Origin of the sequence: Streptomyces sp. NPDC050988 (assembly GCF_044456225.1) — a bacterium.
Classification (GTDB): Bacteria; Actinomycetota; Actinomycetes; order Streptomycetales; family Streptomycetaceae; genus Streptomyces.
Map to the genome: position 1 here is coordinate 229,104 of NZ_JBITFQ010000006.1, position 18,096 is coordinate 247,199.

Sequence of the window (18,096 nt, forward strand, 5' to 3'; positions counted from 1 at the left end):
GGATGAGTGGCTGAGCCAATTTACGTCAGTTCTCTTGACGCTCTCCACGAGCACGACCCAATGTGGTTCAGCCACTTGGCCAATCACCACTCGGCCGATCAGCCACCCCGCTCGCCACCCGCTCGACAAGGGACCCAAAGACGGGAGCCCGTATGTCCGCCGAACTGATCTCGATCCTTGTGCTCGTCGTGGTGTTCGTGATCGCCACCACCCGCTCCATCAACATGGGCGCCCTCGCGTTCGCCGCCGCCTTCGGAGTCGGCGAACTCGTCGCGGATTTCGACACCGACACGATCTTCGCCGGTTTCCCCGGCGACCTCTTCGTCGTACTCGTCGGCGTCACCTATCTGTTCGCGATCGCCCGCGCCAACGGCACCACCGACTGGCTGGTGCACGCCTCGATCCGGCTCGTGCGCGGGCGGGTCGTACTGATCCCGTGGGTGATGTTCGTGCTGACGGGCGCGCTCACCGCGATCGGCGCGGTCAGCCCGGCCGCCGTCGCCATCGTGGCGCCGATCGCGCTGAGCTTCGCCGCGCGCTACCACATCAGCCCGCTGCTGATGGGCGCGATGGTGGTGCACGGCGCGCAGGGCGGCGGCTTCTCCCCGATCAGCATCTACGGGACGATCGTCAACGGCATCGTCGAGCGCGAGAAGCTGCCCGGCAACGAGATCGCGCTGTTCCTCGCCTCGCTCGTCGTCAACCTCGTGATCGCGGCGGTGGTGTTCGTCCTGTTCGGCGGGCTGAAGCTGCGGAACGACGGCAGGGTCGCGGAGACTGCCCCGGTCTCGGCGTCGTCCTCTTCGTCCTCTTCGTCCTCCTCGGCGTCGTTGTCGGCGGTACCGGTCTCATCGTCGGCCGGCGCGGGCGCCGACGCGAAGAGCGCGCCCGAGGGCCCTGCAGCAGACCGTGAAGAGAGCCCTTCAGCGCAGCCCGAGGACGACACCACGCGGCTCAACCCCGCCCGTATGGCCACCCTCGCCGCTCTCGTCGCCCTGGTCGTCGCCGTGCTCGCCTTCGATCTCGACGCCGGCCTCACCTCGATCACCCTCGCCGTCCTGCTCAGCACCTGCTGGCCGGAGGACAGCCGCAACGCCGTCACCCAGATCGCCTGGCCGACGGTCCTGCTGATCTGCGGTGTTCTGACGTACGTCGGCGTCCTGGACGAAATGGGCACGATCGACTGGGCCGGAGAGGGCGTCAGCGACATCGGCGTCCCGCTGCTGTCCGCCGTGCTCCTCTGCTACATCGGCGCGCTGGTCTCCGCGTTCGCCTCGTCCGTCGGCATCATGGGGGCGCTGATCCCGCTGGCCGTGCCGTTCCTGGCGCAGGGCGAGATCGGGGCGGTCGGCATGGTGGCGGCGCTCGCGGTGTCGGCGACGGTGGTGGACGTGAGCCCGTTCTCGACGAACGGAGCGTTGGTGCTCGCGGCGGCACCGGGCGTCGACCGGGAGCGTTTCTTCCGGCAGTTGATGATGTACGGAGGGATCGTGGTGGCCGTGGTCCCCGCCGTGGTGTGGCTCGCGCTGGTGGTCCCCGGCTGGGGATGACACCGGCCGCGCCAACCGTGTGGACAGCGGCTTTCGACGGCGGCTTCCTACGGCGGTTTCCTACGGGCGACCTTCGACGAACGACTAAGGAGTACGACGCGTGCCCCCTCTCTCCCCGGATCTCTTCCCGGCCCTGACCGAGGCCCAGGCGGACCCGGACGGCCCCGGCGCGCACCGGCCCGCCCTGCGCTTCGGCGACCGCTCCCTGTCCTACGGCGAACTCGTGGCCACCGCCTCCCCGCTCGCCGCCCGGGTCGGGGAGGCGGGCCGGATCGCCGTCTGGGCCACCCCCACCCTGGAGACCGCCGTCGCCGTGGTCGCCGCGCTGCTGGCCGGCATCCCCGCCGTACCGCTCAACCCGAAGTCGGGCGAGAGCGAACTGGGGCACATCGTCTCGGACAGCGCCCCGACACTGGTGCTCGCGGCACCGGGCACCCAACTCCCGCCCGCACTCGACGCGTTGGAGCGCGTCGACGTCGACGCAGACCCGCACATCGACGTACGCGGCAAGGGGGCGGCGTCCCCCGCCACCGGCGCTTTCGCCGCACCCGCCGCACCCGCCGTCGGCATCGGGTCCCCCGGCCTCACCCCCGAAACCCCCGCCCTCATCGTCTACACCTCCGGCACCACCGGCCCCCCGAAGGGCGCCGTCATCCCCCGCCGGGCCATCGCCACCACCCTCGACGCCCTCGCGGACGCCTGGCAGTGGACCGGTGACGACGTCCTCGTGCACGGACTCCCCCTCTTCCACGTGCACGGCCTGATCCTGGGCGTCCTCGGCCCGCTGCGCCGCGGCGGATCCGTACGACATCTGGGTCGCTTCGAAACGGCGGGCGTGACAAGGGAGTTGAGCGAGGGCGCCACCATGCTGTTCGGGGTGCCGACGATGTACCACCGGATCGCGGAGACCCTGCCCGACGACCCCGCGCTCGCGAAGGCCCTGGCCAGGGCGCGGCTGCTCGTGTCGGGGTCGGCGGCCCTGCCCGTGCACGACCACGAGCGGATCGCGGAGGCGACCGGGCGCCGGGTCATCGAGCGGTACGGGATGACGGAGACCCTGATGAACACCAGCGTCCGCGCCGACGGTGAGCCGCGCGCGGGCACGGTCGGTGTCCCGCTGCCGGGCGTCGAACTGCGGCTGACGGAGGAGGACGGGACGACTGCCGTGGAGGCGTACGACGGGGAGACGGTCGGCGAGATCCAGGTCCGCGGGCCGAACCTCTTCACCGAGTATCTGAACCGCCCCGAGGCGACCGCGGCGGCCTTCACCGAGGACGGCTGGTTCCGCACCGGTGACATGGCGGTGCGCGACCCCGACGGCTACGTACGCATCGTCGGCCGGAAGGCCACCGACCTGATCAAGAGTGGCGGTTACAAGATCGGGGCGGGCGAGATCGAGAACGCGCTGCTCGAACATCCCGGTGTGCGGGAGGCCGCGGTCACCGGTGAACCGGACGCCGACCTGGGTGAGCGGATCGTGGCGTGGATCGTGCCCGCGGATCCCCAATCACCGCCCACCATCGACGAGTTGGCGAACCATGTGGCCAGCCGCCTCGCGCCCCACAAGCGGCCCCGCGTCGTCCACCACCTCGACGCCCTGCCCCGCAACGACATGGGCAAGATCATGAAGCGTGCGCTGACCCATGGCTGAGGGCGTCCCGCGCTACACGGCCCGAGAGGCGATCGCCCTGGTCACGTCCGGGTTCACCGAACTGCCCGGGCCCACAGGCCCCGTCCACGTAAACCCCGCAGACCCCGCAGACCCCACCCGGGAATTCGGGCCGGACGGGCCCCTGTCCTGGCAGGGTTACGAGGCCTCGCGCGCCCGCGCCGCCGCCCGCACAGGCGAGGAGGAGTCGGTCGTCTGCGGTACGGCGACGATCGGCGGGACAGCAGCCGTACTCATCTCCTTCGAGTTCGGCTTCCTCGGCGGATCGCTGGGCGAACGGACGGGTGACCGGCTTGAGGCGGCCTACGCGTACGCGCGCGAGCACCGGCTCCCGGTCGTCTCCCTCGTCGCCACGGGCGGCAGCCGTATGCAGGAGGGCATGCGCGCGCTGGTCCAACTCCAGCGCGTGGCACGGCAGTCCACGCTCACCCGCGCGGCCGGGCTGCCGCAGATCGCGGTCCTGCGCGACCCCACGACCGGAGGCGGCTGGGCCACCCTGGGCGCGGGCGCCGATGTCGTCCTCGCCCTCCCGGGCGCCCAGGTGGGCTTCGGGGGCTCACGCGTACGTCCGCCCGACGCCGACCCGGCGGCGTACACGGCGGAGGCGCAGTTGGCGGCGGGAGCGGTCGACGCGGTGGTGCCACCGGCGGAGTTGCCCGAGCTGCTGGGGCTGTGGCTGCACCTGTTGAGCCGCCCGTCGGCCGAGCCGGTCCCGCTCCCGCCCGCCCTGGCCGACACCGACCTGCCAGCCACCGGCTGGGAGGCGGTGGGCAACGCCCGTTCCCCGCAACGCCCACGCGCCACCGCCTACTTGGACGCACACCTCGACCGTCGGGCGGAGATCAGCGGTGACCGTTGCGGCGGCACGGACGACGGGATGCTCTGCGGGTTCGGCGTACTGAAGGACGGCGGCCGTACCGTGGCCTACGCGGCCCAGACCGGCGCCGCCACCCGTCCCGCCGGCTACCGCACCGCCGCCCGGCTGATCCGGCTCGCGGACCGACTCCGTATCCCCGTACTGACGTTGGTGGACACTCCGGGTGCCGCCAACGACGCGGAGGCGGAGCGGCAGGGCGCGGGTGCGGCGATCGCGGACGTGTTCGGAGCCGTGGCCGCCGCCGGAACTCCCGTCACCACACTGCTGATCGGCGAGGGCGGTTCGGGCGGCGCGCTGGCCCTCGCCGCTCCGGACAACACCTGGGCCACGCCGGACAGTTACTTCTCCGTCATCGCCCCCGAGCTGGCGGCGGCGATCCTCAAACGACCACCGGAACAGGTACGCGCCACCGCGGACCAACTCCGCATCCGCCCACAGGACTTGGTGGACCTCGGTGTGGTACGCGGCATCGTGGAACCACTGAAGTCCCAGCCATAGCACGCCCGTTCCAGGAACGAAGGCGCCGCCTCCCGACCCCAGGGGGAGGCGGCGCCGTCCGCGCCCGTACGGTCCGTGCCCTGCTACCGCACGCCCACCGCCCGGACGATCTCCTGCGTCACCGAGCCACCCCGGTCGTCACTCGCCGAGGCCCGCAGCGACACGTACTCCGCGCCGCGCGGCACGGTGACCGTCCCCTTCCAGGCGGCCCCAGCCGAACCGGAGTCGGCTTCGGACAGCCGTACCGTCCGCCAGGACTTCCCGTCGTCGTAGGAGACTTCGAGCTTGCCGCCGCCGATGGTCCCCGTGGCGCCGGTGCCGGTCGCGCCCGCCACGTACGAGGAGTGGATCCCCACCGGCAGCCGGCTCCCGCCCCGCACGTTCCCCGCGAGGTCCGTGTCGACGTCGAAGCCGAGGTTGAGCAGCGGCAGTACGGTCCAGCGGTCCTCGGGTGTGGCCGCCGACCTGAACGTCCACTCCGAGTGGCCCTTGGTCGACAGCTTCCAGCGGTCCGCGTCCAGCGTCGTGTCCGTGACGACCTTGTACGTGTGCTCGTCCGCGGGGGCGTCCCAGACGTAGACGCCGGAGCTCATCCGCCGGTCGACCAGTTCCCCGTCGAGGTACACCTCGGTGAACTGGGTCATGCCGGTCTCGTCGCTCCACACGTTGCCGAAGCCCGTGTGGTCGGGCCCGGAGTCGCCCCAGCCCGGGGTGTTGAACTGCAGCTGCCCGCCCGCCCGTTGCTGCCCCCAGCCGAGTCCGGAGCCGAGCCACGGCTGCCAGACGGGCCGGAACCAGTCGAGGTCCGGATGCGTGCCCCCGCGGTAGCGGACGAGCCCGCTGCGCTCCTCCAGGTCCCCGGCGCCGACGTTGACGGACTCGTGCCACAGCTGGCCTGGCCCGGTGGACACGTACTCGGTGCGCTCGGCCGGGAAGTCGATCCGCTCCTGGAAGCCGATGCCGATGGGGAAGGACTCGTCGGTGAGCGAGTACCGGAACTCGCTGCCGGACACGGGCTTCACGGCATGGAACCTGGTGTCCAGCACGGCGAGTTGACCGCGCGAGGGCTCGTAGGTCAGGTCGCGTGACGGGATGCTCCCGCGATGCCCTTCCGAAAGGTCGTACGTGTAGGGCGTGTTGCGCGTCCCGTTCGTCTCGGCCTTCCGGGCCGCACGCAGACGGGCCGCGTCCGCCGCGTTGACCGTGGCGATCTGGAGCGGCCGGTCGGCGTTGTCGTCGGTGCCGAACCAGGCGTTGAGCCGTCCGGGCACGTCGTCCGTGACGAACAGGGCCTCGGCACCCGCGTCCTGGGCGGCCTGCGCGATCTCGGCGGGCTCCGCCCCCTCCCGCATCCGAACGAGAACTGCCTTGCCGCGTACGTCCTTTCCACCGTAGTCACCGGTGCCGACATCGACGAGCGGCAGCTTGCGGCGCCCCTCGACGAGCGTGCTCCCGGGCTGGACGACGGCCTCCCCGACCCCCTTGACCTCCAGCATCGGCTTCCCGAGCCGCCACACGGTCCGGTACTCGAAGCTGCCCTTCGTCACCTTCGCCGTGGGTGCCGCGAAGACGCTGTCGTACTTGACCGGCACCTGGACGGCCCCGAACAGGTCCGATCCGTTCGCCGCGCGGTCGTACTCCATGAGCAGCTGCCGGGTCTCGGTCCGCCGGTCGACACGGGCCGCGACCTCCCTCAACTTCCGTGCGTCCAAGGTGATTTCGCGGTCCCGGTCGAGGTCGATCTCTGGGGCGGCGAGGAAGCCGAGCCCGAGCGAGTCGGCGCCACGGCTGCCGCGCACGCCGAGGAAGGTGCTCAGGCTGTACGTGCCGGGCTTCAGCCTCAGTTCCACCATGCCGGAGTCACCGACCGGGGCCGGGAACGGGTCGACGCCCTCGGCGAGCCGCTGCACGACAAGGTCGGCGGCGGTCGCGTCCCCGGCACGGTCCTTGACGTGCACGGTGAGCGTGTACCGCTCCTCCTCCTTGACCAGGCCGAAGGCCGTGTGTGCGACGGTCGTGCCGTCCCCCGCCGAGGCCACGATCTGCCCACTGGTGTTGCCCACCGGGGCCTTGCCGCCGTCCCCGGTCACGGTCGTGGAGGCCGTCCCGTGCGCGGGCACGGTCAGCGTGGAGTCGGCGAGTGTCGCGACCCCGTCGGGCGCTCCCCGCACGGCGAGGCTCAACTCGACTGCCGTGTCGGAGGAGTTGGTGTAGGTGACGGTCCTGGTGACCGGCTCGTTCGACTCGTAGGGCCACTGGTAGTAGCCCAGATCGGCGCTTCCAGTGGCGGTGACGTCGGCCTTCACGGCCTCCGGCACGCTCACTCTCCCGGCGCCCAACACATAGGCGGAAGCGTCGAGTTGCTTCGACGTCGACATCAGCGCGTTCTTCAGCTGCGCGCCGGTCCAGTCGGGGTGCCGCTCGGCGAGGAGTGCGGCGACGCCCGCGACATGCGGTGTCGCCATCGACGTACCGCTCATCGCGGTGTAGTCGCCGCTGCCGGGTGCGAGACGGGAGCGGGCGGCGAGGATGTCGACGCCCGGGGCGGACAGGTCGGGCTTCAGCGCGTTGTCGCCGTACCGCGGGCCCGCGCTGGTGAAGTACGCGGCCTCGTCTGCCGAGTCGACCGCGCCGACGGTCAGCGCGGAGTCGGCGGCGCCGGGCGAGCCGATGGACGAGGGGGCGCCGGTGTTGCCCGCGGCGACGACGAAGAGGGCGCCGGTCTCCTTCGAGAGGGTCTCGACGGCCTGGGCCATGGGGTCGGTGCCGTCGCTGGGCTCGGTCGAGCCGAGGCTCATCGAGACGACCTCGGCGCCGACGTCCCGCGCTGCCCACTCCATGCCCGCGATGATCTGCGACTCGCTGCCCGAGCCCTGGTCGCTGAGGACCTTCCCGACCGCGAGCGTGGCGCCGGGCGCGACGCCCTTCTCCTTGCCGTCGGACGCGGCGCCGCTGCCGCCGACGGTCGAAGTGACGTGCGTGCCATGGCCGTTGCGGTCGGCGACCTCCTCGCCCTCGATGAAACTCCGGGTAGCGGAGACCCGCCCGTCGAGGTCGGGATGGCCGACGTCCACCCCCGTGTCCAGCACGGCGACCGTGACGCCCTTGCCGGTCAGCCCCGCCTCCCACGCCTCCGGCGTACCGATCTGGGCATTGCTTTCGGCCATGTCGGCGCGGACCCGCCCGTCGAGCCAGACCTTGTCGATCCCGTCCTGCCGGGTCAGCGCCCGCCAGAACGTCCGCCCCTTGTCGGCGTCAACCGCCGCCCCGTGGACACTGGGCAGCCCACGCGTCTTCTCGGCCCCGCGCGGAGTCGCCACGCGCGCGCCCTTCTCGTACGTGACGATCAGCGGCAGCTCGCCGGTCTGCCGGTCCGTGAGGCCCTGCCGTATCAACTCGTCGACGTCGAACAGCCGTTGGTCGAGGGTGCCCGCCCGCAGATAGGGCAGCGCCTCGTCCGGTACGACGGTGACGGCGCCGTTCGCCGTCTGCGTACGGACGGCTCCGGTGGCACCCCGCGGCCGTTCGACGGTGACCGTCCTCCGGCCGCCGCCGAGGTCGGTGACGGTCACCTTGTCACCGGTGACGAGGGTGACGGTGCGGGCGGCGGAGGCGGCGCGGGTACGGGCCTGGGCTCCGGTGTCCCGCACCTCGGCGTCCTGTGCCTCGGCCCCGCCCATGGGCAGCAGCGCGAGCACGAGCCCGGCCGACGCGAGCGCCGCCCCACGTCTCGCGGATCCTCTGGTCATCCGTACCTCTTCTTCTCGGATCTCTTCTCGGATCTCTTCTTGGATTCTTCGCGTGGTTCTTCTCGGACCGGGGTGGTGCCCGGGTGCTGCGAAGAGTCTCGGGGGGCCGGTGTTGCGGCGGTGCCGACCGGACTTGGCGGAAAGCTGCCCTGGCGGTTTTCCGCCAGAGAGCCGGTGAACGACCTGTGGAAACCGCGACAGCGCCAAGCACCGTCCGTGACAATGGGTAGGTCAGCAGTCACGGGCAACGGGGGTTCTGTCACACCATGGACGGTTTAGTGGAGTTCAAGACCGACGACGGTGCCGTGATCGTCGTCGAAGGCGTCGAGGACGAGTCCGGCTCCCGGCTGGTCGCGCGCGCGGACGGCACGGTCCAGGCGGCCCGTACGTTCGAGGGCTCACTCGAAGGGGTGCGGGCGGCCGCCGAGTCGGCACTCCGCGTCTTCCGGGACGGCTCGCTGAAGCCCGACACCGTGGAGATCGAGTTCGGGGTCAAACTGACCGCGGAGGCGGGCGCGTTGATCGCCAAGAGCGCGGTAGAGGGCCATCTCGTCGTCAAGCTCTCCTGGGCGCCCGGTGGTTCAGGCGGGTCAGGCGGGTCGGACGCGCCCGGTGGGCCCGACGGCTCCCCCGAGCCCGGCCCCGGCTCCGGCTCCGGCTCCCCCGAGGCCACCCCGGTCTCATGAGCAGCGCTTCCTGGCACGCGAGAATCAGCTGCGGACGCGACACCGGTGCCGGCTTCCTGGTCACCGAGCAGCACGTCCTGACCTGCGCCCATGTCGTCGCGCTCAGCGAGACGGCGCCGGTCGCCGTGTCCTTCGCACACTGCGGCGAGGGAGAGGTGCCCGCCCGGGTGATCGCGCACGGCGGCTGGGACGGCCGTGACACCGACCCGGGCGACCTGGCCGTACTCGAACTGGACCGCCCGGTGTCGTTGAAGCCGGCGGAGTTCGCGACACCGTCCGAGGCGTACGGGGATCCTCCGCGCAGGCTCCTCGCGTACGGCTTCCCGAAGCGGTACGACGAGGGCACGCTCGCCGAATACCGGGCCACCGCCGACCAGTTGATCGCCGGCGAGTGGGTCCAGCTGGAAGCGTGGGCCGCGCACGGCCAGCCGCTGGCTCCCGGCTTCAGCGGCGCCGCGGTGACCCTCGCGGACACGGGCCGCGTCGTGGGCATGGTCTCCGCCGCCGCCCGCAGCCCCGAGATCCGCAACGGCCGTATGCTCCCCACCCAGATCATGGCCCGCTACTGGCCCCGCCTGGGCGACCTGATCCCCACCCCGGACTACGACCAGCCCCAGAAGGAACGCCTGCGCCGCCTGCTGGAATCAGCGGAGGGGGCCGCCCCGACAGGGGCGCGGGGAACTGCGCGCCCAGCCCCCACGCACCCGCAGCAAACGCACAACCCATCCCCCCGCACTCCGGAGTACAGCCCCGAACGGCTGTACCTCGACGCGGTCGGCCCCCTGGGCCCCCCACTCCCCCCACACGGCTTCGGCTCCCTATGGTCCGCGGCCTGGTACCTCCTCTCAGAAGTACCGGACCCGTCCGCCACCCCCCGCTTCGCATCCCGCCTCGCCGACTTCGTGGAAGACACCCGACTCCGCGCCGCACTACGAAGCTGGCCGCACCCACAGGCCCACCGCACCCCGGCCCACGCCCACGCCCACGCCCACGCAGCCACGGCCCCCCGCCCAAGTTCCACGGCGCACACCTGGTCGCCGATCCTCGTGGAGGTCGCCCCCAGCGGCTCCGGCAACCGGGACTTCCTGGTCGAGGTGTCCGCGTACAACGACCGGCACCGCCGAGTGGTCGGCTCCCGCCGCCTCCCGGTGGACCGCGTGCGCCCGTACGCGCTGCAGCGCATCGACGAGGCGTTCCACGAACTGGAGCCGGGAGCCCGGGAGTTGATCGCCTTCGTGCTGCCGCGCCGCTGGCTCAACGCGGACGTGGCGCGCTGGAAGCGCAGCGCCGACGACGACAGCCCGCTCGGCTCCTTCGCCCCGCTCGTCGTGATGGACCTGGAGCGACGGCGCAGCGGCGGACTGCAGCACAAGCTGAGACAGAAGTGGCGGACCCTGGACGCACGGCCCGCGGCCCGGCTGCACCGCATCGACTGCTGGGCCGTCGGCCAGGACCAGGTGAAACTGACCATCGACCTGCGCCGCGACGCCGACATGGTGGGCTTCGGTACGCCGCCCCGCGCCGACGGCGTCAGACGGCTGTTCCAGGCGAGCCTGAACGCGGCGGTGCCGGTGATGCTGTGGCCGCGCTCCGGCTGCCGGGGCGAGCACCGGTGCGGGCGGCCCGCGGACTGCCCGGGCTCGGAGTTCCTGAACCGCCTCGCCGAACACCTGGCGGACCTGCCGGCTCACGAACTCCCGCAGTACGTCCATGAGTTGCGCGAGACGGCGTACGCCTCCGACACCGCGGAACCGCACTGGGCACACGACCTGGCCCTGCTGTGGGAGGACCCCGACTGCCTCCCCGACCCCGTCGGCTACGCGCACAACCCCGTTGGCTGAGAGGGCCGTTGGAGGGCCGTTGAGGAGGCCACTGGAAATCGGTTGATGAACGGCGGCCCGAAGCCGTCGACTGAAGCACGGAACGCACAACGGAACACGGAACACGTTCGGAGAGACCATGTCCCTGTGGCCCGTCTACACGGGTACGAGCGAACCGCACGACGGCATCGCCGAGCTGCCCGCGCCACCACCCTGGCGTGCCTTCGACGGCGGCCCGGAGCTGGAGACTCCCGCCGAGGGCGACGACACCTCGGCGACCTCCCCGGACCGTCGGCACCGCGCCCGTACCTATCGCGCCACGGACCGGGCGGTCCAACTCGTCAACGCCGCCCTGTACTTGCGCCGCCCGCTCCTCGTGACGGGCCCGCCCGGCAGCGGCAAGTCGAGCCTCGCGTACGCGGTGGCGAGGGAGTTGCGCCTCGGCCCCGTCCTGCGCTGGAACATCACCAGCCGCGCCACGCTCCACGACGGCCTCTATCAGTACGATCCGCTCTCCCGCCTGTACGCGGCCGGACGCGCCGCCGCACGCGAGATCCCGCCGGACGATGAACTCCCCACCGACGGCGGGCTCCAGGACCATCTGCGCCTGGGCCCGCTCGGCACGGCACTGCTTCCGTACGGCCGTCCGCGCGCCCTGCTGATCGACGAGATCGACAAGTGCGACCTGGACCTGCCGAACGACCTCCTCAACATCCTGGAGGAAGGCCAGTACGAGATCCCTGAGCTGGTCCGCGCCGCCCGGCACACGCCCTCCGCCGAGGTCATGGTCGACGGCACGGACGAGCGGGTGGAGGTCTCGCGCGGCCGTGTCCGCTGCCGCGCCTTTCCCTTCGTGGTCCTGACCAGCAACGGCGAACGCGAGTTCCCGCCCGCGTTCCTCCGCCGCTGTGTCCGCCTCGAACTCCACCAGCCCCGTGCCGCCCACCTGGAGAGCATCGTCCGTGCCCACCTGGGTGAACCCGACGCGCACGCACGGGAGTTGATCGACCGCTTCCTGTCCCGGGGCACGGACGGCGAGCTGGCCACGGACCAACTCCTCAACGCCATCTACCTCACGGGCACGGCGGGCATCGACGCGTCGTCGCGCGACGACCTGGCGGAGCAGCTGATGCCGTATCTGAGCCGTACGGGGGACGATTCGGATGCCTTCTGAGGCCGACGCCGGTTCCGGCACCGGTGCCGACGCCACGACCGGCGCCGACACCGGTCCCGGCGCTCACACCGGCGCCGCCCACCTGGCCGACGTCCTGGCGGAGGCGGGCGGAGGCCCGGCCCCGACCTCGGTAGAACTGGCCGAACTACTGTGGCTGGCGGGCCACATGAGGGCTCCCGAGTCCCCCGCCCCGACTTCAACAGACTCACCCACCCCGCCCCAGGGCTCCCCTGGCTCGGGCTCCCCCGACTCGGGCGCAGGTTCCGACTCGGCTGCCCCCGACTCGCGCCCAGGTTCCGGCTCGGCTGCCCCCGATCTTGGGGGCGCGGGGAACTGCGCGACAAGCCCCCACCCACCCGCGGTCAAGACACAACCGCAGCCCGACCATCCCGAAATCCCCGAGCACCCCAACAGCAGGGTCCCCCTGCACCTACCCGGCACGCCCACCCCGGCAGACGCGTCCCAGGCGGACGGCCCGACCACCAACACCTCACACACCTCACTCCTGGCGCCCGCGCCACCCATGCTCCCCCACCCCCTGAAACTCCAACGCGCCCTCCGCCCCCTGAAGCGGAGCGTCCCCGCCCCGTTCGGACAGGAACTGGACGAGCCGGCCACCGCCCATCGGATCGCGCGGCTCGGAGCAGCCCCCCAGTGGTGGCTGCCGGTCCTGCGCCCCGCGACCGAGCGCTGGCTGACACTCCACCTCGTGCACGACACCGGCCCGACGATGCCCGTCTGGCGCCCGCTCGTCCGCGAACTGCACGCGGCCCTCGCCCAGTCGGGCATCTTCCGCACGGTGGAGCTGCACCGGCTGGAGACCGACGGCACGGTACGCCGCCCCGGCTCGCAGGAGGCGTACGCGGACGGGCGTACGGTCACCCTGCTGATCAGCGACTGCATGGGCCCCCAGTGGCGGGACGGCCCGGCGGGCGGCCGCTGGTACGCCACGCTGCGCCGCTGGTCCGCCAGGATGCCGGTCGCCGTGGTCCAGCCGCTCCCGGAACGCCTGTGGCGCACCACAGCATTGCCCGCCACGACCGCCCGGACCGCCGCGCCGGGGCCCGCGGCGCCCAACTCGACGTACGACGTGGACTCGTACGCCATGGAGGACCTCCCCCGGGACGTGCTGCCCCTCCCCGTCCTGGAGGCCTCGGCTCCCTGGCTGGCGAACTGGTCGGCGCTCGTGGCGGGCGGGGGCCGACTGCCGGGTGCGGTCGGCCTGTTGGGGACCGCCCCGCCGCCCGCGCCGGTCGACGAATGGGGCCGCGGCGACGTCGAACAGCTCTCCCCGGAGGAGCTGCTGCTCCGCTTCCGTTCCCTCGCCTCCCCCGAGGCCTTCCGGCTGGCCGGTCATATCGCCGTCGGACGCCCCGAGTTGCCCGTCATGCGCCTGGTCCACGCGGCGATCGACAGGAACCCCCAGCCGCAGCATCTCGCCGAGGTGATCCTCAGCGGCGCCCTGATCGCGGTCCCGGGCACGGCCGGTTCGTACGCCTTCCGCCCCGGCGTACGCGAACTGCTGCGCCGCACGCTCCCCCGTACGGCACTCGGCCGCACCTCCGAACTCCTCGGACGGGTGGGCGCGTTGATCGACGCGCGGGCGGGAGTGGCGGCCGGCGAGTTCCGCGTCGCCGTGCCGGGCCCCGGCGACATCACGGCGGGCGGCGAGCCGTTCGCGTCGGTACGGGAGGAGAGCGTACGGAGGATGGGCGGAGCCCTGCCGAAGCCGCCGGCCGCCGGGTTGGTGCTCGGCAGGTACCGGCTCGTACGGAGGCTTGGGCGGGGCAAGCACGTGATGGAGGCCGAGGACATCCGGTCCGGAACGACGGTCGCCGTGTACCCGCGCCCGAGCCGGCCGGAGCGGCATGAGCATTTCCTGAACACCGCGCGCGTTCTCGCCGGCGTCCGGAATGCCAACGTGATGGACGTCCACGACTTCGGTGTCGAGGACGGCATCGCGTACCTGGTCACGGAATTCGTGGACGGGACCACGCTCGCCGAGAGCCCACCACTGCCCTTCACGACGTACGTGTCCGTGGTGCGGCAGATCGCGCTGGGGCTGGGGGCCCTGCACGAACAGGGTGTCGCACACGGCCGTCTCACACCGCAGAGCCTGTTGATGTCGCCGGACGGCACCGTGAAAATCACGCACTTCGAGCCGGTGCAGGACCGGGGGAACGACGAGTCGCGGGACCTGGAGGCCCTCGGGCATCTGCTGGAGGACCTGGGTGCGGAGAAGGCGCCGGAGGAACTCCGGGAGTTCGAGCGGGCGTTCAGGTCCCGGCTCGACGGAGCTGTCCGTCTTCTGCTGTCTCCGGACCCGGACGGCCGGCGTCGCGCGGTCGAGTTCCTCATGGACCCGTCCTTCGGCGCGAGCGCAGCCGCTTTCACCGCCGACCGGTACCGCTACCGCCTGCTCGGCCCGGTGCGGATCGAGCGGGGCGACGACGTCCTCCCCAGCCATTCCCCCGAGGAACAGGCCGTGCTGTCCATGCTGCTCCTGCGCCACGGCAGTTCGGTGACACATGTCGAACTGACCGAGGGATTGTGGGGGCGGCACTCCCCAGGACGCGCCGGAGGACTGTCCACCTACTCCTCGGGGCTGCGGAAGATCCTGGGTCCCGGCATTCTCACCACCACCGCGGGCGGCTACGCCCTCTACGCACCGCACCACAGCGTCGACGTGAACCGCTGCGAAGAGCTGGTCGCCGACGCGAAGTCCCGTCGCGAGGACGGCGACCCGACGACGGCCCGTGAAACCGTCCAACGCGCCCTCGACCTCTGGTACGGCGAACCCCTGGACGGCGTCCCCGGCCCCGCCGCCGAGGCGACCCGCACCCGCCTGCGCGCCCTGCGCCTCCAGCTCTACGCCACCCGGGCCGAACTCGACCTGGAACTGGGCCACTTCGAGCGGGCGGCCACCGACCTGGACGACCTGCTCCGCGCGCACCCCCAGCACGAGGACTTCCGCCGACTGCACGTCCTCGCCCTCAGGAACCTGGGCCGCGTCGCCGGCGCCGGTCGGCCGACGATCACGATGGAGTGCGCGGACCCGGAGGACCGGCAGGCGGCTCACAACAGGCTCGCCCACTCCCTGGCCTGGCTGCTCTCGCTCAGCGGCCTGACTTCCGACGACTACGACATGCGCCCCGCCGACAACGGCCACGTCGTCCTCACCACGGCCGAGTCGCCCGTACGGTCCGTGCGGTCCGTACTGTCCGTGCTGAACGCGGCCCTGCGCGACCTCCCGGGCATACTCCTGGCGGCGGACGACCCGCCCAGGGTCCGGCTGACGTTCTGGCACAGCGCGCAGCCCCCCACACCGGATTCCCTGCCAGCGCCGGAGCAGTCGGACATCGCGGTCGTCCTCTCCTCCGTCCTGTACGAGGCACTCACGGACAGCGATCTCCCTGTCGACCTCACTTTCGACCCCACCCTCTTCCGGCCGTTGCGCCCGGAGCGGGCCGACGGTCGGCCCGGTCCGGTCCTCGCCTGGTACTGCCCCCTGAACCTTCCGGAGCTCGTCCCGGATCCCGAGGCCGAGCGACGCGACCTCGTCCGCGGCCCGTTCGTCACCCGCCCTCCCAGGTGGATCCCCCTGCCGGAGCCCGGCCGCACCGCCGTCGTCATCCGGCCCTCCGGCGGCGCCCTGACGCTCCTCGACCCCGACCGGCTCGGCGACACACCGGCCTCGGGGCCCCCGATCACGTACTACGAGGTCGACCTCACCCCCCAGCAGTCCGTCCACCGGCTTTCGCTGCCCAGCTCCCGCGGCGGAACCTTCACCGCGTCCGTGGAGCTGGCCTGGCACGTCGACAACCCGGTGGCGTTCGTGGGCGGTGACACCGGCAACGTGTCCGAACGTCTCCTCGGCCATGTCATCAAAGAGGCCGGACGCGTCACCCGTCGTCATCCGGTCCACCGTGTGCCCACGCGGGGCGCGCTGCACAGCGGACTGCACAGCTGGCCGGTCCCCGGGCTCTCGGTGACGTGCTCGGTGCGGCTGAAGCCGGAGGAGGAGCCGCCGTTCCTCCCGCCGGCGACCGAGTCGTTCGCCGCGCCCCCGGACGCCGCCGCCCCCTTCCTGGTCGACGTCCCCCACGTACTCATCGGCTTCGACGGCCCCCTCGTACGCCTCTACACCCGGGCCAAGGAGGAGCAGGCCACCCGGGAACTCGCCGCGCTCCTCGCCGAGCTGCGCCACCCCGATGCCGCGCTGAGCGGCGAGCCGCTGTCGCCGGGGGGCGCGCCCGTGTCGCCCCTGGAGGGGCGGTCGAACCCGCTCGACCTGTTGCGGGCGTTCGCCGAGCACCCCCTGGGAGCCGATCTGCGCCGCCGGCTCAACCGCATCGAGGAGCGGGCCGTCCAGACCGCCACGGCTACCCCGTTCTCCGACTCGCTGATCACGACGCTCAACGCCCTCGGCCGGCGCGTGGCCGTCGTCGCGGACAACGCGCCGAGCGCCGTCTGGATGTATCTGCAGGCCCACGGACGGCTGACCGGCCTGGTGAACGGCGGAGTGCACGGCCGCGCCGAGGAGCTGACCCGGCTGATGCCGGACCCCGACTGCCTCCTGCGGGCCCTGGGCCAGCTCGGCGCGACCCCGTCGGACGCCGTACTGGTCGGCTCGTCGGTCGCCGAGCTGACCGCCGCGAACGCCATCGGCCTCCGCTTCCTCGGCTACACCCGCTCCGAGCCGCACAGGCAGCGCCTGCTCCGCGCGGGCTGCGAGCTGACCACGGCCTCATGGGCGCCCCTGCTCCAGGCACTCCCCAACACCTGAGGCCCACCCCACAAGACCGCCCCACAAGACCGCCCCGCAAGACCACCCATCCAGCGGCACCCCACCCGGCCCACCACAAAAGGCGACACCCCGTCAGGTCCCCCACGATGCGAAGGAGGACCGCCGCCCGGCCGAGTCCCGCCGTCCGCGCTCTCGGGAGGACCCGCCATGACCGCCAGCCTGGAGCAGTTGCGCCGCTGTCATTTCGCCGTCGACATGGGGGCGGCGAGGACACGGGTCTTCGTGAAGGGCGCCGGGCTCGTCGTGGACCAGCCGAGCGTGGCCGCCGTGAACACGAAGACGGGCGCCCTGATCGCCGTCGGCGAGTTCGCGGAGAAGATGACGGGCCGTACGCCCGACTACATCCGCGTCGTGCGGCCCGTCTCCGGCGGCACGGTCGTCGACATCGAGATGGCCCAGCGCATGCTCCGCCAGCTGCTCGGCGACAAGGTCCGCCGCGCCCTGCGCCGCAAGCCCCGGCTGCGGGCCGCCATCTGCACCCCGCACGACGCCGACCCGCTCGCGGAGCGCGCCGCCGTCGAGACTCTCGTCGGACTCGGTGCGCGGCGCGTCGAACTCGTCGACACGCTCATCGCCGCCGGCGTCGGCTGCGGGCTGCCCGTGGAGCGGCCCGAGGCCACCATGATCATGGTGTGCGGGGCCGCCGCCACCCAGGTCGCGGTGCTGTCCCTCGGCTCGATCGTGACCGCCGCACGCATCCCCGTCGGCGGCGAGGCCATCGACCACGCGATCGTCCAGCACCTGCGCCACCAGCACGAGTTGATGCTCCCGTCGCAGTCCGTACGACCTCTGCAGCTCGCCCTCTCCGGGAACGGGCTCACCCCGCACGGGCCCGCCTCCACCGAGATCCACGGCAGGGACGTGGCCACCGGCCTCGCCCGCTCCGTGCAGGTCGACACGGCCGCCGTGCGCGACGCGATCCAGACCCCGCTGACCGCCGTACTCGACGGCATCGGCAAGGTGCTCCGCGTCTGCCCGCCGGACCTGGTGGCCGACCTCGCCGACCGCGGGATCATGATGGTGGGCGGCAGCGCCCTGCTGCCCGGCCTCGACCAGATGCTGCGGCACGCGACGGGCATGCCGGTGCACATCGCCGAACGCCCCGACGTGTGCGCGGTCCTCGGCCTGGGCGCGATGCTGGAGGGCCGGATCGAGCCCCTGGCCCTCGACCCGCTGGCCACCTGAGCGCCTGAGCACCGCCCCGAACGCAGACCGTACGCACCTTCGTACGCACCTCGTACACACCTCATACGCAGAGAGCCGGAC

At 72.3% G+C, this 18,096-nt stretch carries 9 protein-coding genes; 8 read left to right on the forward strand and 1 reads right to left on the reverse strand.

Annotation, left to right across the window (positions count from 1 at the left end; translation table 11 throughout):
- Positions 1 to 152: 152 nt before the first annotated feature.
- The 3 genes from ACIBEI_RS16835 (at position 153) to ACIBEI_RS16845 (ending at position 4,594) form a co-directional block, all read left to right on the forward strand.
- The gene (locus ACIBEI_RS16835) at positions 153 to 1,550 is read left to right on the forward strand and encodes an SLC13 family permease (protein WP_398889346.1); all 1,398 of its coding nucleotides are present in this window, start codon (positions 153 to 155) and stop codon (positions 1,548 to 1,550) included.
- A gap of 100 nt (positions 1,551 to 1,650) precedes the next feature.
- On the forward strand, positions 1,651 to 3,201 hold the full coding sequence (locus ACIBEI_RS16840; protein ID WP_398889348.1) for an acyl-CoA synthetase: 1,551 nt from the start codon (positions 1,651 to 1,653) through the stop codon (positions 3,199 to 3,201).
- On the forward strand, positions 3,194 to 4,594 hold the full coding sequence (locus tag ACIBEI_RS16845; RefSeq protein ID WP_398889350.1) for a carboxyl transferase domain-containing protein: 1,401 nt from the start codon (positions 3,194 to 3,196) through the stop codon (positions 4,592 to 4,594). The genes ACIBEI_RS16840 and ACIBEI_RS16845 overlap by 8 nt, the downstream gene beginning before the upstream one ends.
- Before the next feature lie 83 nt (positions 4,595 to 4,677).
- Here the strand turns inward: ACIBEI_RS16845 and ACIBEI_RS16850 are convergent, their stop codons facing one another.
- On the reverse strand, positions 4,678 to 8,343 hold the full coding sequence (locus ACIBEI_RS16850; protein WP_398889352.1) for a S8 family serine peptidase: 3,666 nt from the start codon (positions 8,341 to 8,343) through the stop codon (positions 4,678 to 4,680).
- A gap of 266 nt (positions 8,344 to 8,609) precedes the next feature.
- Between ACIBEI_RS16850 and ACIBEI_RS16855 the strand changes: the two genes are divergently transcribed.
- The 5 genes from ACIBEI_RS16855 (at position 8,610) to ACIBEI_RS16875 (ending at position 18,015) form a co-directional block, all read left to right on the forward strand.
- Positions 8,610 to 9,029 (forward strand): CU044_2847 family protein, encoded by a 420-nt coding sequence (locus tag ACIBEI_RS16855; protein ID WP_398889354.1) that lies wholly within the window; start codon positions 8,610 to 8,612, stop codon positions 9,027 to 9,029.
- Positions 9,026 to 10,870, forward strand: a complete 1,845-nt coding sequence (locus ACIBEI_RS16860) for a trypsin-like peptidase domain-containing protein (protein ID WP_398889356.1) — start codon at positions 9,026 to 9,028, stop codon at positions 10,868 to 10,870. Before ACIBEI_RS16855 ends, ACIBEI_RS16860 begins: the two co-directional genes overlap by 4 nt.
- Before the next feature lie 118 nt (positions 10,871 to 10,988).
- Positions 10,989 to 12,023: an AAA family ATPase gene (locus ACIBEI_RS16865; protein WP_398889358.1), complete on the forward strand. Its 1,035-nt coding sequence runs from the start codon at positions 10,989 to 10,991 to the stop codon at positions 12,021 to 12,023.
- Positions 12,013 to 16,809 (forward strand): SAV_2336 N-terminal domain-related protein, encoded by a 4,797-nt coding sequence (locus tag ACIBEI_RS16870; protein ID WP_398889360.1) that lies wholly within the window; start codon positions 12,013 to 12,015, stop codon positions 16,807 to 16,809. Before ACIBEI_RS16865 ends, ACIBEI_RS16870 begins: the two co-directional genes overlap by 11 nt.
- Before the next feature lie 168 nt (positions 16,810 to 16,977).
- Positions 16,978 to 18,015 (forward strand): rod shape-determining protein, encoded by a 1,038-nt coding sequence (locus tag ACIBEI_RS16875; protein WP_055618758.1) that lies wholly within the window; start codon positions 16,978 to 16,980, stop codon positions 18,013 to 18,015.
- Positions 18,016 to 18,096: the final 81 nt, after the last annotated feature.

Excerpts from the sequence above, each read along its gene's own strand:
- ACIBEI_RS16835 (WP_398889346.1), top strand. The coding sequence starts at position 153 with ATGTCCGCCGAACTGATCTCGATCCTTGTGCTCGTCGTGGTGTTCGTG.
- ACIBEI_RS16865 (WP_398889358.1), top strand. The coding sequence starts at position 10,989 with ATGTCCCTGTGGCCCGTCTACACGGGTACGAGCGAACCGCACGACGGC.
- ACIBEI_RS16850 (WP_398889352.1), bottom strand. The coding sequence starts at position 8,343 with ATGACCAGAGGATCCGCGAGACGTGGGGCGGCGCTCGCGTCGGCCGGG.
- ACIBEI_RS16860 (WP_398889356.1), top strand. The coding sequence starts at position 9,026 with ATGAGCAGCGCTTCCTGGCACGCGAGAATCAGCTGCGGACGCGACACC.
- ACIBEI_RS16870 (WP_398889360.1), top strand. The coding sequence starts at position 12,013 with ATGCCTTCTGAGGCCGACGCCGGTTCCGGCACCGGTGCCGACGCCACG.
- ACIBEI_RS16875 (WP_055618758.1), top strand. The coding sequence starts at position 16,978 with ATGACCGCCAGCCTGGAGCAGTTGCGCCGCTGTCATTTCGCCGTCGAC.
- ACIBEI_RS16845 (WP_398889350.1), top strand. The coding sequence starts at position 3,194 with ATGGCTGAGGGCGTCCCGCGCTACACGGCCCGAGAGGCGATCGCCCTG.
- ACIBEI_RS16855 (WP_398889354.1), top strand. The coding sequence starts at position 8,610 with ATGGACGGTTTAGTGGAGTTCAAGACCGACGACGGTGCCGTGATCGTC.